Origin of the sequence: Xenorhabdus sp. PB62.4 (assembly GCF_014467285.1) — a bacterium.
Classification (GTDB): domain Bacteria; phylum Pseudomonadota; class Gammaproteobacteria; order Enterobacterales; family Enterobacteriaceae; genus Xenorhabdus.
The window spans coordinates 321,831-346,337 of the sequence record NZ_NKHR01000003.1 but is presented as its reverse complement, the minus strand read 5'-3'; the positions used below and the strand labels follow the sequence as shown (position 1 = coordinate 346,337).

The 24,507-nt window shown below is 46.6% G+C and carries 20 protein-coding genes and 2 pseudogenes; 7 read left to right on the top strand and 15 right to left on the bottom strand.

Annotation, left to right across the window (positions count from 1 at the left end; all coding sequences use genetic code 11):
* The 8 genes and pseudogenes from Xenpb_RS04800 to Xenpb_RS04765 form a co-directional block, all read right to left on the bottom strand.
* Positions 1–3,331: DUF6531 domain-containing protein (locus tag Xenpb_RS04800; RefSeq protein ID WP_255523016.1), on the bottom strand; the 3,331-nt coding region annotated here is incomplete at its 3' end.
* Complete coding sequence (locus tag Xenpb_RS04795) at positions 3,321–3,677, bottom strand: DUF4150 domain-containing protein (RefSeq protein WP_187653304.1); 357 nt, start codon at positions 3,675–3,677, stop codon at positions 3,321–3,323. The genes Xenpb_RS04800 and Xenpb_RS04795, both read right to left, overlap by 11 nt.
* On the bottom strand, positions 3,670–4,887 hold the full coding sequence (locus Xenpb_RS04790) for a DUF2169 domain-containing protein (protein WP_187653303.1): 1,218 nt from the start codon (positions 4,885–4,887) through the stop codon (positions 3,670–3,672). Before Xenpb_RS04790 ends, Xenpb_RS04795 begins: the two co-directional genes overlap by 8 nt.
* 15 nt (positions 4,888–4,902) lie before the next feature.
* Positions 4,903–6,852, bottom strand: coding sequence for a type VI secretion system tip protein VgrG (gene tssI, locus Xenpb_RS04785; protein WP_187653317.1), 1,950 nt, complete (start codon positions 6,850–6,852; stop codon positions 4,903–4,905).
* A 1,129-nt stretch (positions 6,853–7,981) separates the two neighbouring features.
* Positions 7,982–8,134: pseudogene (locus tag Xenpb_RS04780) on the bottom strand (transposase); the annotation flags it as partial.
* Between the two features lie 63 nt (positions 8,135–8,197).
* On the bottom strand, positions 8,198–8,500 hold the full coding sequence (locus Xenpb_RS04775) for a hypothetical protein (protein ID WP_187653302.1): 303 nt from the start codon (positions 8,498–8,500) through the stop codon (positions 8,198–8,200).
* Positions 8,501–8,575: 75 nt separating this feature from the next.
* Positions 8,576–9,097 (bottom strand): hypothetical protein, encoded by a 522-nt coding sequence (locus Xenpb_RS04770; protein ID WP_187653301.1) that lies wholly within the window; start codon positions 9,095–9,097, stop codon positions 8,576–8,578.
* Positions 9,098–9,134: 37 nt separating this feature from the next.
* Complete coding sequence (locus Xenpb_RS04765; protein ID WP_187653300.1) at positions 9,135–9,497, bottom strand: hypothetical protein; 363 nt, start codon at positions 9,495–9,497, stop codon at positions 9,135–9,137.
* A 670-nt stretch (positions 9,498–10,167) separates the two neighbouring features.
* Here Xenpb_RS04765 and Xenpb_RS04760 point away from each other — a divergent pair.
* The gene (locus Xenpb_RS04760) at positions 10,168–10,671 is read left to right on the top strand and encodes a GNAT family N-acetyltransferase (RefSeq protein WP_099112621.1); all 504 of its coding nucleotides are present in this window, start codon (positions 10,168–10,170) and stop codon (positions 10,669–10,671) included.
* Positions 10,672–10,745: 74 nt separating this feature from the next.
* Here Xenpb_RS04760 and rraB read toward each other — a convergent pair whose 3' ends face one another.
* The gene (gene rraB, locus Xenpb_RS04755) at positions 10,746–11,171 is read right to left on the bottom strand and encodes a ribonuclease E inhibitor RraB (protein WP_099112622.1); all 426 of its coding nucleotides are present in this window, start codon (positions 11,169–11,171) and stop codon (positions 10,746–10,748) included.
* 233 nt (positions 11,172–11,404) lie between these two features.
* On the opposite strand from rraB, the gene argF reads away from it, so the two are divergent.
* On the top strand, positions 11,405–12,418 hold the full coding sequence (gene argF, locus Xenpb_RS04750; RefSeq protein WP_187653299.1) for an ornithine carbamoyltransferase: 1,014 nt from the start codon (positions 11,405–11,407) through the stop codon (positions 12,416–12,418).
* Positions 12,419–12,706: 288 nt separating this feature from the next.
* On the opposite strand, the gene Xenpb_RS04745 is transcribed toward argF, so the two are convergent.
* From Xenpb_RS04745 to Xenpb_RS04720, 6 genes and pseudogenes are all read right to left on the bottom strand, one after another.
* Positions 12,707–13,660 carry a hypothetical protein gene (locus tag Xenpb_RS04745; RefSeq protein ID WP_187653298.1) on the bottom strand — a complete coding sequence of 318 codons (954 nt, stop codon included), beginning with the start codon at positions 13,658–13,660 and terminating at the stop codon, positions 12,707–12,709.
* 366 nt (positions 13,661–14,026) lie between these two features.
* Positions 14,027–14,653, bottom strand: a complete 627-nt coding sequence (locus Xenpb_RS04740) for a LysE family translocator (RefSeq protein ID WP_187653297.1) — start codon at positions 14,651–14,653, stop codon at positions 14,027–14,029.
* Positions 14,654–14,703: 50 nt separating this feature from the next.
* A pseudogene (locus tag Xenpb_RS04735) lies at positions 14,704–15,249 on the bottom strand (RNA 2'-phosphotransferase).
* A 62-nt stretch (positions 15,250–15,311) separates the two neighbouring features.
* On the bottom strand, positions 15,312–16,121 hold the full coding sequence (locus tag Xenpb_RS04730) for a nucleotidyltransferase domain-containing protein (RefSeq protein ID WP_187653296.1): 810 nt from the start codon (positions 16,119–16,121) through the stop codon (positions 15,312–15,314).
* 19 nt (positions 16,122–16,140) lie between these two features.
* Positions 16,141–17,367, bottom strand: coding sequence for an RtcB family protein (locus tag Xenpb_RS04725; protein WP_368666797.1), 1,227 nt, complete (start codon positions 17,365–17,367; stop codon positions 16,141–16,143).
* An 11-nt stretch (positions 17,368–17,378) separates the two neighbouring features.
* A complete protein-coding gene (locus Xenpb_RS04720) occupies positions 17,379–18,467 on the bottom strand; it encodes a slipin family protein (RefSeq protein ID WP_187653316.1) in 1,089 nt (362 codons plus the stop codon).
* A 1,030-nt stretch (positions 18,468–19,497) separates the two neighbouring features.
* Here Xenpb_RS04720 and rtcR point away from each other — a divergent pair.
* From rtcR to pyrB, 5 genes are all read left to right on the top strand, one after another.
* Positions 19,498–21,072 (top strand): RNA repair transcriptional activator RtcR, encoded by a 1,575-nt coding sequence (gene rtcR / locus Xenpb_RS04715; protein ID WP_187653294.1) that lies wholly within the window; start codon positions 19,498–19,500, stop codon positions 21,070–21,072.
* Positions 21,073–21,103: 31 nt separating this feature from the next.
* Entirely contained in the window at positions 21,104–22,021 is a 918-nt protein-coding gene (gene rnz, locus Xenpb_RS04710) for a ribonuclease Z (protein WP_187653293.1), read from the top strand.
* A gap of 59 nt (positions 22,022–22,080) precedes the next feature.
* Positions 22,081–22,509: a carboxymuconolactone decarboxylase family protein gene (locus Xenpb_RS04705; protein WP_187653292.1), complete on the top strand. Its 429-nt coding sequence runs from the start codon at positions 22,081–22,083 to the stop codon at positions 22,507–22,509.
* Positions 22,510–22,627: 118 nt separating this feature from the next.
* Positions 22,628–22,750: a hypothetical protein gene (locus Xenpb_RS19870; RefSeq protein WP_255523015.1), complete on the top strand. Its 123-nt coding sequence runs from the start codon at positions 22,628–22,630 to the stop codon at positions 22,748–22,750.
* Between the two features lie 58 nt (positions 22,751–22,808).
* Positions 22,809–23,750 carry an aspartate carbamoyltransferase gene (gene pyrB, locus Xenpb_RS04700; RefSeq protein WP_187653291.1) on the top strand — a complete coding sequence of 314 codons (942 nt, stop codon included), beginning with the start codon at positions 22,809–22,811 and terminating at the stop codon, positions 23,748–23,750.
* The last annotated feature ends 757 nt before the right edge of the window (positions 23,751–24,507 follow it).

Sequence of the window (24,507 nt, the reverse complement as noted above, 5' to 3'; positions counted from 1 at the left end):
GGTCATATTGCCAGCTCCGGTTGACGGCAGTGGCTTGCGGCGGGGAGTGCGGGTCATTTTGTGCCAGTGTTTCCCGGAACAGGTGGGTGGCCTGCCCGGCCGACTGATGTGCCAGCAAACCGGTTGCGGTGTAGCGGCTGGCAAGGATAAACCCGTTGGCACTTTCGCGCACTGTTTCCCGTCCCAGTGCATCATGCTGGAATGTCAGCGGCGTATGCTGGTTGAGCTGGAAATGGTTCAGTGCACCTATTGAGTTATAACCGAAGTGCAGCGTGTTGCCATCGAGGTGTTCACTGAGTGGACGTCCGGTCAGGTTGTCCCATTCGCGCGTGATTTCCCGCCCATTGATACGCTCACAGGTCGGCAAGCCGGTGGCCTTGTCATATTCGTATTCTACAACAGCATCGGTATTAATGGCTTTCACCAACTGATGCCGCTTGTTGTATTCGTAACTAATCGTGGCTTTCAGCACCAGTTGGTTTTCTTCCGGCTGCCAGCTTTCCTGTTTAACCAATAGACCAATAGCCGAATAGTGCCAGCGGAGCTGCTGCCCGTCGGAATACTGCACCTGTGTGCGTCGTCCTAATTTATCGTACTGATAGTCGAGGGTACGTCCGGTAAAATCAGTTTCGCGGATAATCTGACCGGCGGCATCCCGTTCATAGCGATAAGTTTCACCGGTGGAGGCGGTCACTGAGTTCAACCGGGTCAGGCGGTCATAGCCAAAATGTAATACAGTGCCGTCGGGCCGGGCCACCTGATTGAGCAGGTCAAATGCACCGTAAGTGTAGCGGGTGGTACGGCCTTCGCCATCAGTCACCGCCACGACACGCCGTTCACTGTCATAGGCCAGTTGCTGCGTGGTGCCGTCCGGCAGTTCCACTTCGGTCAGGCTGCCGTTAAGGCTGGCATGGTCGTCACTGTAACGATAGTGAGTCTGCTGCTTCAGGGCATCGGTGAGCTGGCGCAGACGGCCCAGTTCATCCAGTTGCAGACCAGTGGTCTGACCGTCTGGCGTCATCACAGCCGCCAGACGTTGCCGTTCGTCGTAGGCGTAGTGCCATTGGCGGCCATCCGGCAGTAAACGCTGGCGTAACTCACCGTGGGTGCCATATTGATATTTTTCTTGATGGCCGAGTGGGTTAGTCAGCGCGGTCAGGTTGCCCTGCTCATCATAGTGAAATTGCCAGCGTTCGCCGGTCGGCAGGACACTTTCGATAAGCTGCCCGTGTTCGTCATAACCGTAAGCAAAGGTATCGCCGGCCGGCAGCTTCACTTCGGTCAGTGCCCCATCCGGGTTGTAATCGAAGGTGGTGATCCCACCTGCGGGATCGGCTTCCCAGACGATTTGGCTATGGCGCCACTGGCGGCGGGTGATGCGCCCCAGCGGATCGACTTCACGGATCACCAGCCAATTATGATCGTAGTAATGCTGGGTTTCGCCACCTTCGGCGTCCGTATAGGTAGTAATACGCGCTTGATCATCATAGCGGAACCGATCACTCCAGTAACCGCTGGGAGACGTCATACTGATCACCCGTCCCTGTGCATCATAAGTGAGATGCAGATCAGTCTGATCGGTATCGTGCCAGCGGGTCATGCGCCCCTGCACATCATATTCATGCCACAGATGGTTGTGCTGGAACGCCTCACATTCACTCAGATAGCCCTGCGGATCATAGTGGCAGGTGACCAGCCGTTGTTGTTTTTGCTGATCAAGATAATCCACGGTCTGGAGTTGCTGTCCCTGATAACCCAGCATCAGCCGGAAACCATCTGTGCGCGTGGCTTCGATCAGTTGCGACTGCTTATCATAGATAAAGCGGATCGCATTCTGACGGCGATCCGTGATCGCGGACAGCTTACGAAGCGATCCGGCAGCGTGATTAAAATGGTAAGTGAGCTGGGACTGGCGATCGGTGAGTTGCAGTTCGCCGCGTAGTTCCCCTGTCAGCACGTAATGAGGAATATGCTGGTTACGGGCGAGCACCGCGTTATCCGGCGTGCTGAAATCGTAGATCACACCATCGGCATCGGTAAAATTCACTTTGCCATCGGCCAGTTCCAACTGACGTGACCAGTCATCCGCCCATTTCGGCCCAAACAGGCCATTGAGCCGGGCGGTTGAGCGATAGGTGCGGGTCAGCGTAATCGGCAACAATCCGGGGATGGCAATCACTGGCCAGACTTGCAGGAAGTCGCCGGTTGCCACATCAACGGGTTCGCTTTTTTTCGTACAAGTCCCGTTACAACTCCCCTCCTTGTTGCTGGACGGGTTGTCAACCGGGTCTTTTTCGTTGTTTTTGGGTTTGGCAGGCGCAGGGTTGGCGGTTTCCTGCGACTGGCCTTTGATTTTAGCTCCCGCCGCTTCGGCGGCTTTGGCTTCTTCACTCAACACCTTGCTTTCAGCTTTGGCTGTGGTTTTTGCGGCACCTTTTGCTGCGCCTTTAAGTATCCCTGCCCCGGCCATGGCTATGCTGCCGATATCGAAAGCGAGGGCGCCCCCTTTTTCTGCATCGCTTTGCATTTCCATCTTAATTGCATCCGCATTCACCGCTGCCATGGCCTTTTGCTGCATTTCAGCAACACCGGCCGGAGCGCCGCCCATATATTCCCAGACTTTTTCGGCCGCCACGGCCGGGGCTGTCGCGGCAACGACCATCCCCTTGCCAAACAATTCCCCCATTTCAGGCACGGTATTCCAGAGCGCTTTTCCGGCCCCGATAGCCGCTTCCCCTGGCTTATCCCAGGCTGCCTCCAGATTATGTTTACTCTCATCAACCCATTTTTTGATGTCACCGGCGGTTTCCTGAAACCAGTCAACGGTCTTATCCCACATCCCTTTTTCCGCCGGAGCTTCAGGTTTAACGCTGGGGTTGGCTTCATGGGGCGGATTTTGTGCGGCACCGGCTTGCCCGACAACACTGCCCAGTGTGTTGCCTTCACCCGTCGGGCTGTCGTTCCGCGTCTTTTGAGGCAACGCTGCATTGGGTCCGGGATGACCGTCTTCTTCTTGCTCTTCTTCCCATTCTTTCTTTGGAAACTCACCACTTTTGAATTTTTCAACGGTATCTTGAGCGGTTTTCTTAAAAGACTGAGCGGTGAAGTCAGCGTCTGCCTGATTATAGTAAACGTCTAATTCCGGGTCGTTTCCGTCATCACCATAAAAGCGGGAACTTTGTCGGTATAACGTATCAGCATTGCTTAGCGCTTTCTCCGCCTCAGCCTGTGTGCGGATGTTAAATTCTTGACAATATTTTTCGGCTCTAACATCGTCGCTATCCGGTGTGGCGAGTATTGTCTCTGACATGGCTCCCTCCCTATGCCCCATTCATCCAAAATGTATCCCCATGGCGCAGTACCAGCTTATTGCCGGCCCGCACCGTGCGGGTGTGATCTTTCGGGTGGCATTTGCCGCCCACGGTGCCACTTTTGACGCCATTCGCCACACCGGGCTGGTCGCCAATTGTTTGTGGGACAAAACTCTGGGCAAACACCACCACCGGTTTGCCATTAGCCCGCACGGTTTTCTCCGGCGCCGAACTGTCTGCCAGTTTAGCGACCACCGGATAGGGGATCGGCGGTGTGGACGGCCCCATCGGGGTTTTACACACGTCCGGCAGCATGCCGACAATCATCCAGCTCCCCGCAGTGCGGGCGAGGTAGTTATCAGCCATCCATTTTCTCCTCTTCCAGTGGGGCCAGTTTGAGCAACGGTGCATCCGGGTTGATTTCAAACCGGGCTTCAGCGACTCGCACAGGCATATCAGCTTTGAAATTCAACCGGCAGGTCATATGCAGAGTCCTTGCCTCGCTGTCGATAATTAACGTATCCATACGCATCGGTACGGGCAGCAGCATGCCGTTGTGCATGCGCAGCAGGATAAACGGACGATGCCCCGGCAGGGTGACATGCAGGTCACCATTGGGAGTCAGGCCGCTCAGGGTGAGGGCGATATCCGTTTCCGGCCAGTCAATTTGCTGGTCAGCCGGCGCGCCGTTCCAGTAGCCGAAGTCAAAATCTTTCGGCAGATAAGGGTGGCGATGTTCCAGCCATTCGGCATCGTAAGTGCCGGCAAGCTGGCGGCGGGGCAGCCACGGGCGGCCGGTAAAGCCCATGCCCTGTGGCTGACAGGCCGGCGTATCGGGCGGTAACGTGCCATTCAGTTGCGCCGCAAAATGCGGCGCGGTAAACGGCGCATCCGGTCGGAGAATGCGCGGGGCAGGGTAGCGGGTGAGTTGTTTGGCACCGGCATACCACGGCGTGATAAACCCCGTTCCCAGCGGATTGGTTTCACACACGGCATGAGCAACAGGCGCATTTTCCCCGTCCGGGTGTTGCCGGCGTTGTTCCGGTGTCAGCCGATCGCTTTCGTTAAGCTGTTTGCTCGCTTTATCGTCTGCCTGAATTTTGCATTCGCCCCCAAAGGCGTAGCGATAATCCAACCGCAGTGTGGTAAAGGGTTTCGGGTCAGTCAGTTGCCAGTTGCCGCTGGCGTCACGGATAAATTCCCGTTCACCGGTCACAGTCAGGGTTTTGTCGAGCAGGGACTGGCCCTGCTTGTTTTTTACTTCCAACCGCACGGGAAATTCGCTACAGGGACGGCCATCAGGTGCATAAGCTGTGCCGTTAACAATCACATCGCAATGGGGCTTGAATGGCGCAAGATCACTCTCCTGCAACACCTGCGAGGCATTCATTTGCCCGCGATATTCATCCTGTAAACACAAGGACGGTGCGGGCAGTAATTCGGCGCTGTATTCTCCCGGCCCGGCAGGCAGTAGCTGGTAGCCGATTTTCATTACCGCGACGTGATGCTCAGTCTCTTCGGCATCCAACATCGAATAGTTCATCACCGCAAAGGGAGTCAGGTTACGAAATTCCATCTCAGTCTGTCCTTTTTAGTTCAGGTCGATGTCTTTACCGGTGATTTGTACCGGGCCACTGGCCTCAAATTTGAACTCACTGCCCTTAATGGTGATACGGCCGGCCTTGTCCATACGCAGAACACTTTCTCCGCATTTCAGCTCAATGACATCACCGGCACGGATAGACAAGGTATTACCGACAGTGACAGATTTATGGAGGCCAACCTGTTCGGTCTGGCTCGCGGTAACGGTGGTATTCATGCTGGCCCCGACGGTCAGTGTGTAGAGCATGCCGATGGTTTCCGTGCTGGTGAATTTCACCATCTCGTTTTTGTGTGCATTCACCTTAATGGTCTGGTTTTTCTCCACGGTTTCGCTGTGGTTTGCCAGTACATGGGTATCGCGGTTGTTGAGCACCTTGGTGTGCATGTCTTTCTGCGCGTGCAGTGCCAGCCGTTCACTGCCCTTGGCATCCTCAAACAGCAGTTCGTTATACCCTTGCCCCTTGTGGGTTTTGGAGCGGAACGCCATCTGGGTTTTGCTGCCCGGCAAGGCACCCGGTGGAATATTGCTGGCATGGTAGGTACGCCCGGTCACTATCGGCTGGTCGGGGTCGCCATGCAGGAAGTCCACCACCACTTCCTGTCCGATACGCGGGATGGCCAGCATGCCCCAGCCCTGACCCGCCCACGGCTGGCTGACCCGGATCCAGCAGGAGCTTTGGTCATCGCTTTTACCGTATCTGTCCCACGGGAATTGCAGACGCACGCGCCCGTACTGATCACAGAAAATCTCTTCCCCCGCCGGGCCGACCACTTTGGCAATCTGCGGGCCATCAATCACCGGTTTCGGCAACGGCGCCGGACGCCAGTTCTGGTTCTGGCGGATGAAGGTGAAGTGGCTGTTCAGCGCCGTGCCGGAGCCTGAGCTGGCGGTTTCCAGTGCCTGCGGCTGGTTGCCGCTGTGGGTGGAGGAAACGGTCTGCCATGACTGATTCAGGTCTTCCCGCGGATGGTTATCAAGAATGAACAGTTTACCCGGTTGCAGGGCGATGGCATTGCCGCTGCCCTGTCCGGTCACGGCGTCGCTGCGCAGCGCCTCCAGCCGGTAGCGGGTAAAATCCTTGCCATGCGCCTCGTCCTTAAAGCGGCCCGGATAGTCGTAGTGCTCGTAGTACAATTGTTGCAGATTTTCGTCCCGCATCTGCTGCTGAAATTCTGCCGGCCAGGCCGGGTTCTTGAAGGTGTAATCTTTAAGCTGTACCTGAGCCGGGCGCACCTGCGCACTGCTGGTCAGGCTGCTGACCGCCGGTTCGCCCAGTGTACTGCCTTCCCCCGGCTGATAGGGCAGGCGGATGCCCGGCGGCACTGAACCGCAGTCGTCGGCGAACACCAGCGTGTTGCGCCCGTTACTGCATTCGAAGAAGTAGAAAATGCCCTCTTCCGCCGTCAGCCGTTGCAGGAAATCGAAGTCGCTTTCCTGATACTGCACGCAGAATTCGCGCTCCGGGTGCGGGTGGCGCAGGTTGAACACCACGTCGCGGATGCTGTGCTCCTTGAGGATTTTGGTGATGATGCCGGCGATATTGAGTTGCTGGAAGATGCGTGAGTTCTGCCGTAAGGTCGTGCGCCACAGATCCGGCCGGATACTCATCCGGTAGGTGGTTTGGTGCAGTCCGGTGTTGCCCTGCTCAAAGCGGGTGACAATGCCGGTGACGCTGCGCTGCTCGATACCGTTCTGTAAAATGGTCAGTGTCGCCGTGCGGTCAAGCACCAGTGGGAAGCCAATGGCGGCGTCGGCGCTCGCCAGCCCCACTTCCAGCGCAAAGGGGCGCGAGAAGTGTTCGCTCAGGCTGAAGTCGGTGACAACAAAGGTCTGTGCCGGCAATCCGCCGGCTGTCAGGGTGAACAACAGGCCACTGGGATCAGCGCCGCCACCTATCCCCAATGTCTGACCGATTTGCTGTAACAGCTTGCCTGCCATTGAGTCACCAGAGGCGGCCCGGACAGCCAGCCCGGCTTTTTGCCCCGGCCCGCCGACAAAGCCTCCCCCCATACCGCTGACCATGCTACCGGCACCGAGGCCACCGGCTGCCTTGCCTGAACGCCCGGCAAAGCCTCCCCCCATACCACTGATCATGCTACCGGCACCAGCAGCAGTGTTACCACCCGCGCCTGTCAACAGGCCTTTGGCCTGTTTTGCCCTCTGCGTAACTTGCTGTCCTTGTTCCAACAGCGCTTTTCCTTGCTTCAATTTGGTGAGATGCTTTTTCACTGACATAGTCTGTCTCCCTGAGATGATGGAATGTTATGAAATAGGCTATCCCGCCTGACAGCAATGCAGGCCATAACATTCGGGCACAAGATTTAAATTTAACTCACATTGTCTCCGACAAATTGGTTAATTAAGGACGCAATACGTTGTTTTGCGATAATTTGAAGGGACTTTGTTGTCCGGATATATCGGCTGATTCGTAACGAATAAAATGGGGGAAATAATAAATAATGAATGAGTAAAGACCAAACTAAATTAAGTGAAATAAAAAACGGCATCCGGCAATAACAGCGTAAAAAGTTAAAATGATTGCCGTTGGAGGATAATATCCTGAGGTAGTGTATATGATTAGTTCACCTAACTGCTTAATATTTACCCATAAAAAATGTTTTTTCCGTAACATGATGAGATAAAAATAAAAAAACAGATAACGGTTTTGACAAAATCATGATCATTGTCATTTCATGAACGCGATCACAAAAAAAGCGGTGTTTAGAAAGGAAATTTTTTATTTTCTGTCTTTTTGTTTAATAAAAAAGAGCGGGATAATGAATGGGATATTTGCATTGAATATATAAATGCCAGCCAGTCATTCAAATATTGTGATGATATCAGCCCTAAATGGAAATAGATAAATTAATATTTGGCATATTTAGCAATATGAGGAGTTAATCGACCTTGTTTAAAATTTTGTGTAATCGCCATTTCATGTTGAATGTGACCGTTTAAGCGGACACCGTATTTCAATCATAAATCGGCTTATCGCAAGACGCCAATCTTGGATCGGCATAGTCCATTTTTTAGACGCCGCCTGAATCGCCAGCCGGATCACGGTGCTCAAGGTCAGTATTTGCTCGTCCATCCCAGTAATACAGGTCTGATTTTTCCTGATGAGTTGCTGTTCGAAAGTGCTTTTCTGATCACGGGGAATTTGCAATTCCAATGCGACATCTTCAGTCAGTAAAGTTTTAGACGAATAATCATTACGGGTAAGCTATGGGAACCCTGTTTCCTAAAATAGGAAACAGGGTCAACCGTTCCGTTGAGCTTCAATTTAATGTTTTCCTCCTTTGCCTCCACCATTGCCGACTCCATTATTATTGCCACTATTATTGCCATTGTTATTACCTTTTGACGAGTTGTTTCCACTGTTGCTATCGTTTCCGCCTTTCCCTCCGTTACCGCCGTGACCAGCATTCCCGCCGTGACCACCGTGGCCACCAATGCCAGCACTTCCACCATTGCCAGCAGTACCACCAGCACCACCGGCACCACCGTTTCCAGCAAAACTTACAGCAGAAACAGAAAGTGAAAACATTGCAATTAATAAAGCTGTTATGAGTTTTTTACTTTTCATTGGAAAAACCTCTTTATTTTAACTAGCTAATAATTAATGGGTTTTATAAAAAACCATCATCCACTACGAAAATGACTATTTTTTACCTGATTTTCCATCCCCTCCATTCCCTCCGTTTCCACTATTACCACCGTTCCCTCCGTTACCGCCGTGACCAGCATTCCCGCCGTGACCACCGTTACCGCCTTTTCCTCCATTTTGTCCCGCCTTACCGTCGCCGCCTTTCCCTCCATCGCCGCCTTTCCCTCCGCTCCCTCCTATTGAACCTCCATCTCCGCCTCTCCCTCCATTACCTCCATTTTGTCCAGCCTTACCGTCGCCGCCCTTCCCTCCATCACCGCCTTTCCCTCCAAACGCTCCTCCCTTGCCCCCATCGCCTCCATTTTGTCCAGTTTTACCGTCTCCACCTTTCCCTCCATTGCCTCCAAACACTCCTCCATTTCCGCCCCTGTCTCCATTGGTTCCATCCCCACCATTTCCGAACAAACCGCCATCTTTCCCTACTTCTAGGGGTGTCGTTGAATGATTTGCTGAAACAGGAAGTGAAAACATTGCAATAATAAGAGCAGTGCTAAATTTCTTATTTATCATAATCATTTGATATTCCTTATATTTATTGGTTAATATTTTTGATTTATATTATCTTGCCTCCTTCTCCACCTTTACCGCCTTCTCCACCTTTACCACCTTCTCCACCTTTACCGCCTTCTCCGCCTTTACCGCCTTCTCCACCTTTACCGCCTTTGCCGCCTTTACCACCAAAAAACCGCCCATTGGCTCCATTGGCTCCATTAGTTCCATTGGCTCCATTGGCTCCATTGGCTCCATTGGCTCCATTGGCTCCATTGGCTCCATTGGCTCCATTGGCTCCATTAGCTAAAAGGATCACGTTACCCTGAAATGACAATGAGGTTGGAGAGCTTTGTGCATAAGAGATAGATATCGGCAATATTGCTGAGAAGAGTGATGTTATAATTAACAATTTTTTTTTGTTCATATGTTAATTCCTTAAAAATTATTTTACGAAGACAACAAATAAAGAATCTCAGTTATTTGAGTCATGCTAACAATTTCCATTCACTCACCGTTATTTATTATTTATATTGTTTATATTTTGTTTATCTTTTGTTTACTTAACTATTTATCCTCTCCCTTTAGGGGTTTTGCGCCAATTCTAGTAAAAAATTTAATGAAGTTAAAATTAGATAACAATTTCATATTATTATCATAATATAATTATTATTCTGGCTCTTCGTCATTATTATTCGTCATTATCCAGCAAATAGATCAATATTATCTAGCATGTTACCAAAACTTAATGCCTTGTTTTTATATGAAAAATAGTAATTTTCTTCTATTTGAGGGTATCTAATAAAACTCGTAGATGAAGTTTTTTTCTTCTAAGATAATTCTATATTTACTGCATTCACATAATCAGGACAACCGGAATGTATCTGAGATGTCCATCCCCAAATTTAATGTTCCTGTTTTCATATAAAGATTCCAATTCATAACGCCATTATGGTTAAATAAAAATCATGTAAGCCAATTGGCATGAAAATAAAATTCGGTATTTAAGCAGGTTACTTGATTAAGTATTAACTAGACCAATATATTTTATAATGTATTATTTACCTCCCTATCAATAAAAATAGAAAGATAAAAAAATGACAACAAAAAACGCACACAACTACGTTATTCGCCCCATCACCCAACAAGACAACACAGGCATTGCCGCTGTTATCCGTGAGGTATCCGCCGAACATGGCTTAACCGCAGACAAAGGTTTTGCCGTTGCTGATCCGATTCTGGATACACTGTACGAAGTTTACAATCAGCCGCGCAGCGCTTACTGGGTTGTTGAAATGGATGGCGAAGTCGTTGGCGGCGGTGGTGTTGCTCCGCTGGCCGGGGGCGACAGTGATACCTGCGAATTACAAAAAATGTACCTTTCATCGGTACTACGGGGAAAAGGGGTTGCTAAACAAATCGTGAAGCAATCACTCGAATTTGGTACAGAGCAAGGTTTTAAACGCTGTTATCTGGAAACGACGGAGAATTTGAAAGCAGCCATTGCCTTATATGAAAAACTGGGTTTCAGCTATCTTGATGAGCCACTTGGCAATACAGGCCACAGCGACTGTGAAGTCAGGATGCTCAAGGCACTATAACGATTATCTCCCCCAAGAAATCAGCCCCACTAAGTAAGTGGGGCATTCGGCGGTCACGCTATCTTCAAAAAATCTTAATGCAGTCTGGGTTCATCTTCCTCTGGGGGAAAGAGATCACCTTCGTCATCTTCATCATCCGGCGCGTTGGGATCTTCAAAGTACGTTCCCCAACCGTCGTAATTTACACCTATTTTTTCAGCCAGATCCATCAGTTGCTCAACCTGTGCGTCGATCAGTTCGGCTTCCAGACGACTTTCGCTGATCACATCGCAACACATCAAAATAACACGATCTTCTGTTTCCAGCTCTTCTGCATCGGTAACTTCATAACCTAGCTTAAATGCTTCCAGAGCAGCCTTCTCCAGTTGATCGAAGTTTTCTGCCGAAAAGTGGTGTTCAATAATATAAAGCGCTTCAGGATCACTGCCATCTTCCAATAATTCTTCGATGATCAAACGAGTCTCTTCACGCTGTTCTTCTAAAGCATGTGGGTCTGCCATGCCAATCCCCTCCGTCAGTTGGCTGTCATATTTTGCATTCTCCCATCTTTTCTTTACAAAGGATATATCTATCCAATTTTGTTCCGAGAGAAGTACAAACCGCAATCGACTGATCCATAATCAGTCTTAATACTGCCACTCTCGCAAGCACCAAAAACGAAACTTGCAATCGGATTTTTTATCGAGATATAGTGAATATAAATTCAATATTGCACTGATGGAGACAATGCATAATGAACCCATTTTTTCAACGCTCGTTCCTAAGAATTCTTGATATTACCCCTACAGAAGTTAATACTCTTTTAACATTAGCTCATGAATTAAAAACGAATAAAAAATCAGGGGTGGAATCGCCTTTACTCAAGGGAAAAAACATTGCTCTTATTTTTGAAAAAGATTCCACCCGTACACGCTGTGCATTTGAAGTCGCAGCCTATGATCAAGGTGCCAATGTTACCTATTTAGGCTCAAATGGCAGCCAGATCGGGCACAAAGAATCCATCAAGGACACCGCACGAGTGCTTGGGCGCCTGTATGACGGCATCCAATACCGCGGTTACGGTCAGCACATTGTCGAAACGTTAGCGCAATACGCAGGCGTTCCGGTTTGGAATGGCCTGACGGATGAATTCCACCCGACTCAACTTCTGGCGGATTTAATGACCATGCAGGAGCACAGCCAAAAACCGCTATCTGAAATCAAATTTGCTTATTTGGGCGATGCCCGCAATAACATGGGTAACACCATGCTGGAAGCTGCGGCATTGACGGGGATGGATCTCCGCTTAGTTGCACCTAAAGCCTGCTGGCCTGATACCAATTTGGTTGCAGCATGCCAAAAACACGCAGAGAAAACTGGTGGTCAGATCACTCTAACAGAAGATATTACACAAGGTGTAAAAGAAGCTGATTTTCTGTATACCGATGTTTGGGTCTCAATGGGTGAGCCAAAGTCAGTCTGGCAGGAGCGCATTGCATTATTGAAACCTTATCAGGTCAATATGGACGTTGTAAAAATGACGGGGAACCCAGAAGTAAAATTCCTGCATTGCCTTCCGGCCTTTCATGATGAAGAAACAACGCTTGGTAAACAACTGGCACAAGAATTTGGTTTATATGATGGTTTGGAAGTGACAAATGAAGTCTTTGAATCAAAACACAGTATTGTGTTTGATCAGGCTGAAAACCGGATGCATACCATTAAGGCGGTGATGGTGGCAACGTTGGTGGAAGAGCTGAATGGGTAATTGGGGCTTATGCGGTGTGATTGAGCACCGCTTTCTCGTTTCTTATAACAATTTATTATAACGATGACGCAAGCTGATAAAAACGGTAGCCATAATAATATAACCCTGTTGCACCCCGCTCTTTGCCTGAATATCGGATGGTCTTGTAGCTTGCAATTCCCCTCGCATCGTCCAACTCAGTTTTTATCCCGGCATTAAATACCGTTGATGCCCTGCGTTATCAAAAAATCCATCTACCAATTCACTTGATAATGCAGGATTCAAGTGAATCAGATATAAAGGCAGGTATTAATCAGCATCTTCAAGATGTAAAAACATGCTGTCAATATTCCTCATCACAAAAAATTTAGCAAGACACCCGAAATTATCAATTATATTGATACGGCCACCTAGATTATCTTCGTCACGTTTATAATGAAATTTATCACAACATCCAACAGTAGCCCTGATAAACTGGTTACCATTTATGATTGGTATAGGCCAATCACCATACGGTAAACCTGCTGCTGCCATCGTATCTTCAATTCTGCAATCTTCCTTAACTATATCCATCTCTAACACAGTACCGGCTTGTATTTGGTTATCGAATGTCCTTTTATAGACGGTTATTCCCAACCATGTATCTTGATGTCCTATGAGTTCCTGCTTCTTTATTGTTAATGAGTAGGGTAATATCCAACAAAGTATAAAAACCTTTACGTAATACCCTTCTTCAAATTCATGATTTGCAATGAGATTAGATTCTAATCGAAGCTCAGATCTATAGATCCTATACGGTTTATGTGGCGTGACTGTCAGAATATTTAAATACTTCTGCATATTGGTTGTGTATTTATTTCCATTTATAGTTACCACAACCATAAATTCCATACTCTTATAATTTTCGGTCTTCGTCCGCAAATAACGATAAATAGTTTCTTTTCTATCTTCACCCTCTGACATAATTGAATTTACTGTGCTACCTATACTTTTCTTATCTTCCAAAAGCCCTTCATCGTATTCATTCTTGATTTTGTCACATGACCAATCTGGATAGAGAGGCACATTCGGATCCGTACTGCGGGCCGTCATTGTCACACTCTCTTTCTCTTCATCAGTTAAAGGCGTATTGATGCCATTCACTTGTTTTATAATACAAATGGCTACCCTAACTTGATGATTTCCATTGGCATAAAGCTTATCTGTCGTTTTGGTATTCCCATCAACAAAATAGGCTTCAAAAGAAAATAAAGAAACAGTCATTTGACCACCTCCCTTTTTATGCCATGTGCATGCTCGTCAAACCCTACATGAAATGTTCATTCACGCTCAGGCATTATCATATTCTTAAAAAATAAATATCATAATAAATATTAAACATTTGAAATAACCCACAATGCACTATATTTATTTAATATCATTAAAACACTATGTTTTATTTTTATCATAAAAAAACATAATGGAAATATATTTATTAATGCAGATATTTTCACTGCAATAAAAAAGAAAAGCACACCGATTGTTTTCTATATCTATTATAGCATATTTGTTGATTTCAACCTAAAATCTGTTGGGCAGATATTTATCTTACCCAAAGAGAATAATGAAAAAATACATAATTTGTAACAATCAATATCGCCGACTACTCAACACCAATTTAAACGCAAAAAACAAAAATAACCCACCTGTTGCACGATTCATCCACTTAATCACATTTTCACGACGTAATAAATGGGAAAGAGGACGTGTGGCGTAAATCAATGACAGTGACCACAATGTACCAAGCAATACATGGATCGTGACCAAACTGAAAGTCCATAAAATAGCTGAATGCCCTTGGGGGATAAATTGGGGCAGGAATGAAACATAAAATACGCCCATTTTCGGGTTGAGGACATTACCCAACATCCCTCTGATAAACCAATTATGGCCTTTAACCGAAGAAGAAACCTCTTCCGCAAGATCCTTTTTGGGATACCAAATCATTTGAATTCCCAACCAGCATAAATACAGCGCACCACACCATTTCAATATGTTAAATGCCAACTCTGATACAGCAATCAATGTGCCAAGACCAAATGCCACCATTGCTCCCCAAATAAAGCAGCCCGCATTAATGCCAAGTGCCGCTTGGAAGGCTTTTTTACTGCCTTCCGCTGTTGCGGTTCTCAAAACAAGTGCTGTATCCAGACCCGGCGTCAATGTGAGTAATGTCGCCGCAACAGTAAATGCAAGCAGGGAATCCATAACTGCCATGTTTATCTCCGAAGTAAAAGCAGGGTAAAAAAATTAGCTTACTTAAGATGCTAAATAATACGCATATATTCAACAGGCACGGATTTTGTCAACCAAACACCATTATCCGCCTGATGAAACCTGAAACCGTGTTCATACATCAACTGGGCTTCAATTTTCAAGATAACTACTTTGCCATGGCGCTGCCCTACTTTGGTCGCTGTGGATTGATCTGCCGATAAATGCACGTAATGGCGTGTTCCCGCCACTAAACCTTGTTTAAAAATCGAATCCAAAAAACGGGTGGCAGTACCGTGATACAAAATCACTGGCGGGACTTTTTCTTGATAGCCAATATCCACCAGCTTAGTCGAATGCCCCTATACTGCTCTGATGCGCTTTTGATCTTCTGAAATGGCAAACCGTTTTTTATCATTAGTAGCAACAACTTGCTCAATAAGCGTATAGTTCAATCGCTTACCGTGCTTAGCGGCACATTTTATCAGTGTGCCGATATCCACCCATCCTTCACTATCCAATATTAAACCAATGGATTCCGGTTGATGGCGCAACACGTAACTTAAAAACTTACTGATCTTAGTATCGACTCGATCCACGTTTTTTTACCTGTTAGTCTGAATTCCCTATATTCGATGATGAATGTTTGATGATGATAAAGCTAACGTTTCATCACCCAACGCCTTAAATAATCATCCAGCAGTGCATAGCCGTGTTCACGCTTATCTTTAAGCTCACAGCGCATCAAAGTTTCATCCAATTCCGATTCAATAAAAGCGTGAATTCTCGGTTTACGCGGGCCATATTCTGCCTCATTTGCTGCCCGTTTAATCCGCAACAGATCATCAATTTCCATTTTTAATTGCAGATCATCCACCGTTCCCGCCACCAGCGTTGCAAAATCTATCGGTGGCATGCCCTTGCCCATTTCAATCCAACGGACGGCAAGTAAGGAACGCAATACGTAAAAGTATTTCTTTAACCGAACTTCTTCACCTTGCAGATAACCCCGAAAGTTTTTCTTCGCCATCGAAAGATAGTGATAACGGGCTTTAATATCCGAAAAGAAATGCGGCACCATTGTTTTCAACCCATTAGTAGCCGCTGGATCGGCTTGGTAAATAAGAGGAGAATCCAGCCATTCCATCAAAGTGGGGTTCGCTTGTTTCAACAATTTCAAAGCCTTGCGCAATTCCCAACCACTAATATCCAATTCGTCACTGATCGGCAATTCTATGACATCCCTGCCCGCTTCCACTTTGAGATACCAATCTACCGGATGAACGTAAATAAATCGCACATCATAATCACTATCAGGTGAGGCAAAACCCCACCCGCGACTGCCTGATTCACAAGCGTATAATATCCGCACGCCATAATTTTTTTCTATTCCAGTCAGTTCCTGTCTGATGCGCGAACGCATGGCAGGACTAACCATTCTTGTTTTTATTTCCCTTTCCATTTCTTCCATTTTTCCTACTTCTTGATACTTATCCTTTTACGCATACCACCTGACGCAGGGTATGCACGATTTCCACCAACGATGATTGAGCTTCCATTACCGCGTCAATATCCTTGTACGCCATTGGAATTTCATCGATCACATCGCTATCTTTACGGCATTCCACATGTGCCGTTGCACGCCGTTGATCGCTTACGGTAAAACGTTTTTTCGCCTCGGTACGGCTCATTACCCGGCCTGCGCCGTGACTACATGAGCAGAAACTCTCTTCGTTTCCAAGGCCGCGGACGATATAACTTTTCGCGCCCATTGAACCCGGAATAATCCCCATTTGACCTTTACGGGCAGATACCGCCCCTTTACGGGTTACCAAAACCTCTTCACCGTAATGCTGTTCACGCTGCACATAGTTATGATGGCAATTCACCGCTTCCTGCTGTGTTGTAAAAGGTTTCGGGATTTCGCGGGACAATGCTTCAAGCACGCGGTGCATCATCACTTCCCGGTTCTGGCGAGCATAATCCTGCGCCCAACCTACCGCTTCCATATAATCGTCAAAATAGCGGCTTCCTTCCTCGAAATACGCCAAATCACGATCAGGCAGGTTAGCGATATGCTGCTGCATATCTTTCTGCGCCAGCGTGATAAATAAGTTACCGATAGCGTTACCAACACCACGGGAACCGCTATGTAGCATCACCCAAACGCGATCCGCTTCATCAAGGCATAATTCGATAAAATGGTTCCCGGTTCCCAATGTTCCTAAATGATGATGGTTATTGGTATTCAACAACTTGGGGTATTTGTCGGTAATACACTTAAATCCATCCACCAACGTCCCCCAATGCTGATCCACAATCTCCGGCGTTTTATTCCAGGAACCTTTATCGCGATTTCCGCGGCTTACGGTACGCCCATGCGGTACAGCGGCTTCAATGGCATGGCGGATATTCAACAGGCTATCCGGTAAATCAGAGGCCACTAACGAAGTACGCACCGCAATCATTCCACAACCGATATCCACCCCAACCGCAGCCGGAATAATCGCACCACGTGTCGGGATCACACTACCAATCGTAGAGCCTTTACCGACATGGACATCCGGCATTACCGCAAGGTGCCTGAAAACGAAAGGCATCCTGGCCGTATTCTGCAACTGGATAATGGCCTTGGGATCAACCGGCACGCCGTTCGTCCACATTTTCACTGGCGAGCCATTCTCTTGCGTCAATAAGTTATAATCGTTGGTTTCCACTTCAATTGTTGTCATTTTTGTTCTCCTTTAATTTGTACCAATCCGTTTAGAACCTGATCTAAACCGCCATATACCGAAATTTGATTAATTCGTTCCGCGATACTTTCCAGTGTTTCTAACTCTTTTAAACGCAAAGCGATCGGGTTGTTTTCCATCACTTTTGCGGTATTTAATAGTGAACGCGTCGCCGCCGTTTCCTCCCGACGACGGATCACGTTAGCCTGTGCAGATTTTTCTGCCTCAACAACCTGCGACAAAATAGCTTTCATATCGCCGGGCAAAATAATGTCCTTAACTCCCAAAGAGGCCACTTCCAGCCCAAAATTGTGTGTCACCTGCTGGATTTGTTTGTTTACCAGTTCATCAATGACTTGCTTGTTTTCCAACAGCTCATCCAGAGAGCGTGTTCCCACAATTTCCCTCAAGGTGAATTGCAGCTCACGATACAGGTACGCCACAGGCTCGCTTAGTTTCTCGTAAGCCAGCAATACATCGTGATAACGCCAGTTGGCCGATAAATTGATGCGCAAATTGACTTTGTCGCGCGTTAAAATTTCTTGCCCGCTCACTTCCAGTGCTTGCAAACGGATATCAACTGTCTCAACCGTGACGTCGTATCCAACCCGCCAGTATCCTTTTAAACCCGGCGGCAATAGCGCCTGCGCTACACCATCCACTTTTAAGATCCCAACATGCCAAGCCGGAATCTGGGCGATCAAAACATTGTCCCATCCTTTCACACGATGCTGACGCGATGCAGAAGAAGCCAACACAGAAACCAATTCAGACGAAACCTCTAGTTCTGAAGATTTATGTACCTCAACGCGACGTGAGTTACCATTTTTCCAATATAAGCAGCGCGTTGCGGGAGATAAAATTTCCACTAAAACATCATGCTCATACAGCAACCCCATTTCATCGTCCGCAATCTGGATGTCATCACAATATTGCTCGACCCAATCGCTATGGTGATGACGCAAATGCTCAGCCAAATCTTCTTCAACCAGCGCCTGTGAACGGGTATCAATGATTTCAACCTCGACATGGTGTCCAAAACGCCAATAACCTTGCAAACCGGGCTGCAATAACTGTTGCACCATACCGTCAATGATCAAAACGCCGATATGCCACGCGGGAATCTGGACGAGCAACGTACCATCTAATCCTTTGATGCTGCGTTTACGTACTTTTGAAGGCTGTAATAAGGCCAATAACTCGGGGGATATCCCCTGTTCTGTGGCCTTACGGATTTCAATTCGGCGCTGTCTACCATTTTTCCAATACAAACGACGAGTGGCTGGTGGTATGATTTCCGTTAATAAATCATGTTCATACAGCAGCCCTATTTCATCTTCTGCAAACTGAATATCGTCGCAGTGCTGATCAACCCAATCAACATGGTACTGGCGTAAGTGTTCTGCCAATTTTGTCTCGATTTCATCGCCATTCAGTGAAAAAACCTTTAATTCCAGTTTGTTAAACCAGTCATAGAAACGGTACTCGCCCGCGGTCAAAACCTTTTGGTATTCACCCTCTTTTGCCAATAAACCAATTTGTCCCTGCAATATTTTTATTTTTTTCATCATTGTTATTTTCCTTTTGCTATTCCATTCATTCTGAAAACCGGGCATCAGGGCGAAGCCAAGGGGGGAATACATCAGTACTTCACCTGCGGTAGCTCAGTATCCTGCCCTTAACCCAGCAGCATCTGCCGAGTCTTCAAAATGGTGGCCCTCAACAGGCAGCCACGTTTTTATTGCTTTGTTTTACAGTGTGTTTTACTGGGAAAGTAAAAGACCTTATTTAATGTTACGAACTTGGGATTCGAACCCACATAACCCTAATGTTGTTCATCAGTTGCCTTTCCACTGACGGAATACATGCGGCGTAATGACGTTATGCCATCACCCATGTACCGGCTGGATTTTGAATCCATGCTATTTCAGTGTGTTGACTCTCTGGTTATTGCCAATTGCGTGCCAACATTGAAAAAAGACAGAAATATTTTTTATCTATTTGAAAAATAATTGTTTTTATTTTTACTCATTCTTGATGATTGTTTTTACAGTTTAAATTTCTTATCTTTTTATATCGTTGTTTATAAATTCAGATAATCAAAAAGAGAAAACAATGAAACGCAGAGTTGCCATTGGCATTTTGGGTACAAAATTAGACAGGCGGGGCAAGAAAGCCAATCGCTGGACAAAATGGCGTCCTACCATCGGGATGTGCCAACAACCAGAGTTACCGATTGATAAACTGGAATTGCTCTACCAATCCCATGATTATGTATTGGCAGAAAGGGTTAAAGAGGATGTTGAGCACGCTTCACCGCAGACAAAAGTGGTATTGAACGAAATTCAAATCGAAGATCCATGGGATTTTGAAGAAGTTTATACCGCCTTGCTCGATTTCTCCGTTCGTTACCCTTTCGATATTGAAAACGAAGAGTATCTGGTTCATATCACAACCGACACTCACGTTGCCCAGATTTGCTGGTTCCTGCTGACTGAAGCCCGTTATCTGCCTGCCCAGTTACTCCAGACTTCCCCAAAAAATGACGATCGCGAGAGCCATCCCGAAGGCGTTTATACGATTATCGATTTAGATCTCAGTCGCTATACCACGCTGACCAGCCGTTTTCTCCGTGAGCAACAGGAACAGGTCGCATTCTTGAAATCAGGCATCGCTACGCGCAACGCCAATTTCAACCGCCTGATCGACCAAGTTGAACGTGTAGCCTTGCGCTCCACTGCCCCCATTTTGCTGACCGGGCCAACGGGGGCAGGTAAATCCTTTCTCGCACGCCGGATTTATCAGTTACGGCAATCACGCCATTTAATCAACGGGCGATTTGTGGAAGTTAACTGTGCGACCTTACGCGGCGATAACGCGATGTCTACATTATTTGGTCACGTCAAAGGTGCATTTACAGGCGCGATTCAACCACGCACCGGGCTGCTGCGTGAAGCCAATGGCGGCATTCTGTTTCTTGACGAAGTGGCAGAATTGGGGTTGGATGAACAAGCGATGCTACTGAAAGCCATCGAAGAAAAAAGCTTCCTGCCTTATGGTTCGGATAAGGAAGTCTACAGTGATTTTCAGTTAATTGCCGGCACACACCGCGACCTGCGTGATTGGGTGGCTCAGGGAAAATTCCGCGAAGATTTATACGCCCGTATCAATATGTGGACTTATCAACTGCCCGGTTTGGCTCAACGCCGAGAAGATATTGAGCCCAACATCGATTATGAACTTGCCCGTTATGCACAAATGCAACAAACACAAGTTCGCTTTGATAAAGAAGCGCGGCAAATTTACCTGCGTTTTGCCTGTTCTGAACAGGCGCAATGGCGGGGAAATTTTCGTGAACTCAGTGCTTCCGTCGCTCGGATGGCTACATTTGCCGAAAATGGGCGTATCAACCACTATTTGGTTGAAGAAGAAATCACACGGCTCAAACAGAATTGGCGTGGAGAAGAACAATCCTCCCTGCTACCGAATCATCTGCCAGAAATTGATCTGTTTGACCGCCAACAGTTGGAAACGGTGATTAAAGTCTGCCATGAATCCAACAGCTTATCGGAAGCGGGCCGCAAACTATTCGCCGTTTCCCGCCAACATAAAAAACAACCCAATGATGCCGATAGATTACGCAAATATCTTGCCCGATTCGGTCTGGATTGGGACAGTCTTCAATATTAAAAGTATTCAACATCATTAGGGGAACAATAATATGGAACTGAAATTCTTAGGTACTAGCGCCGGCATTCCCACCAAAGAGCGCAATGTCACCAGCCTGATACTGGATTTACAGGGCATCCGCAACGCGCTATGGATGTTTGATTGTGGTGAGGGAACGCAACACCAGATCCTTCATTCCCCCATTAAGATATCTAAACTGGAGAAAATCTTTATCACTCATCTGCATGGTGATCATATCTTCGGTTTACCTGGATTACTGTGCAGCCGTTCGATGGGCGGTTCCACTGATCCCCTCACTTTATATGGGCCAACAGGCATACGTCAGTTTGTGGAAACTGCATTGCAGATGAGCAGTTCTTTCCTGACTTACCCACTGGAAATTATCGAAGTTCAATCTGGACAACTGTTTGATGATGGCGAACTCAAAGTTACCGCTTATGCCCTGAACCACCGCGTGGAATGTTATGGTTACCGGATTGAGGAACACGATAAACCCGGCGCACTTGATGCCGAAAAACTGAATCAGGATGGCATTCCCCGTGGCCCGTGGATGCAAACGCTAAAACAAGGAGGTATGGTAACACTGGAAGATGGGCGCACAATTTGTGGCAAAGATTATTTAGGCACACCGATTCGTGGCAAATCACTGGCCATTTTCGGGGATACCGAACCCACGCCGGAAGCCCTGAAACTGGCCGCCAATGTTGATGTAATGGTGCATGAAATCACACTGGAAGATGCGTTCGCCACAAAAGCCAATGAGCGTGGGCATTCCACCACCAAACAAGCCGCAGCACTGGCACGAGATGCCAAAGTAAAACACTTCATCGCCACACATATCAGCGGACGTTATGGTATCGAGGAGTGCCCCCGGTTATTGGCGGAATGTCGGGAAATATTTCCTAATACCGATCTGGCCGAAGATTTTGCGGTGTTTGCAGTGAAATAATTTCCTGTTATCTTTTTATCGCTAAGCTCCTTTCAACAAAAATAATTTCAGAGATAAAAATGGATTACGCAAAAATTTCACCTAGCATTATTAGTCCACTCTATAAAAGCTATGCAGAGGTCCATGCCTCTGAACTGGATCAAAAACTGATTCTGTTGGTAGAAACACGGGTATCTCAAATTAACGGTTGTGCTTATTGTTGCCATCTTCATGCTGAAGCCATCCGTAAGGATCATGGCATAGAACAAGTAAAACTGGATAAACTACCTGCTTGGTTCAATTCCAGTATCTACAGCCCAAAAGAAAAACTGGCTCTGGAATGGTGTGAAGCCCTGACAACAAATATCAGGCAAAGCACGCTGGATCAAATTAAAGAACGCCTTGATGCCGTTTTTACGGAAAAAGAGATTGTTGACCTGACTGCCGCAATTTCTCTTATGAATGCTTTTAACAGAATGGCAGTAAGTTTGGGTGATAGAAGCGAATAATCACATCATTATTCTGGTCATTAAGTTTAGCAAGTAGTGAAAACAAAAATTTCTTCCAACAAACCTTGCGGTGAAAGCTATCGTGAGTATAATGCGCGACGATTTGTTGGGAGAAAACATGAAAGATTACGCTGTAAAAGCCGTTACAAAACATCAAACTAACGCAAAACTGTCTGCTGGCAGCGTAGGCGTTTTGTTTTTCCCATTGCTCAACCGAACATTTAAAAAGCCCCTCAATTGAGGGGCTTTTTTTTGCCTGCCCAGTCCAAGGCTAAAAGTCATAAAAGAGGAACGTAAACATGGCTAACCCGTTATATCGCAAGCATATCATTTCAATTAATGATCTGAGCCGCACAGATCTGGAACTGGTATTGCAAACGGCGGCTGCATTGAAAGCCAATCCGCAGACTGAGTTACTGAAACACAAGGTGATCGCAAGCTGCTTCTTTGAAGCTTCAACGCGCACTCGTCTCTCTTTTGAAACCGCCATCCAGCGACTCGGTGCTTCCGTGGTGGGCTTTGCTGACAGCAGCAATACCTCATTGGGCAAAAAGGGAGAAACGCTGGCTGACACTATTTCTATCATCAGCCAATATGCCGACGCGATCGTCATGCGCCATCCACAGGAAGGTGCGGCACGATTGGCTTCTGAGTTTTCCGGTCATATTCCTGTCATTAACGCTGGCGATGGTGCCAACCAGCATCCAACCCAGACGTTGCTCGACCTGTTCACCATTCAAGAGACTCAGAACAAATTGGAAAATCTCAAAATCGCCATGGTGGGTGATTTGAAATATGGCCGTACCGTTCACTCGCTGACACAAGCTCTGGCAAAATTTAATGGCAACCATTTCTGCTTCATCGCCCCAGATGCCCTTGCGATGCCAGGCTATATCCTGCATATGCTGGAAGAGAAGCAAGTAAGTTACAGCCTCCACAGTAACTTTGAAGATGTCCTGCCTGAACTGGATATTCTGTATATGACCCGCGTCCAAAAAGAACGCCTTGATCCTTCAGAATATGCCAATATCAAGGCTCAGTTTGTCCTGCGTGCTGCGGATTTAGTGAATGTAAAAGAAAACCTGAAAGTACTGCATCCGCTGCCACGTATTGATGAAATCACGGTAGATGTCGATAAAACGCCATATGCTTACTACTTCCAGCAAGCGGGTAATGGTATTTTTGCCCGTCAGGCATTGTTATCGCTGGTGTTGAATGAAGAAGTTATTATCGAAAAATGATGAAATAGATCGTTAAGTAGAATAAATAGTGGCTGATATTATGATTGAGGAAATTATTCCTTGATCATAATATGTTGATAAAGAGAAATTCAGTTTTCTCTTGCCCAATAAATAATTTTCCGCCTTATTATTTTTATCGTAATTCATCCTCATTTTCTGAAATAAAAAATGTAACAATTAAAATTATAATAATTACTTTCAAATATACGTATATTTGAAAGTGCTTTTCTTATTTTAGCCTGTTATCAAAATAGGCTATTATTGTGCGTTTCGATAACATGTGCTTTGTCACGTTATCTTAATGGTGAATACTTTATGGAGCCATATTAACGGATACGCTATCTGATATTTTCGTTTGTTCTCAGCCCGCTCCAGATTTTACAAGGATGTTCATCATTTTTGTTCACTAACAATTTTTCACCCACACAGTGAATGAAAAATAGAAATAATCTGCCAAGTTCCCAAATATTCTGGTTGAAAATAAACAAATTGACGATATTAAATCATGCAAAGGCAAAAGGATTACCACCAGCAGTATGAACATATTTGGGTAGCCGAGTTTTCATATGGCTACCCAGGGTGAGATCTCATATATTTAGTAAGGTTATTTAGGTTAAATAAAGACCAGAATATAACTTCTTATAGCTCTTTCTCTCATTAAAACGATAAGATCACGCTATTCCATAAAAATAGCGATCGTAATAATGAGTATTTTTAACTTTATCAGTAAGATCGATGACCCGCGTTCTGATATCAA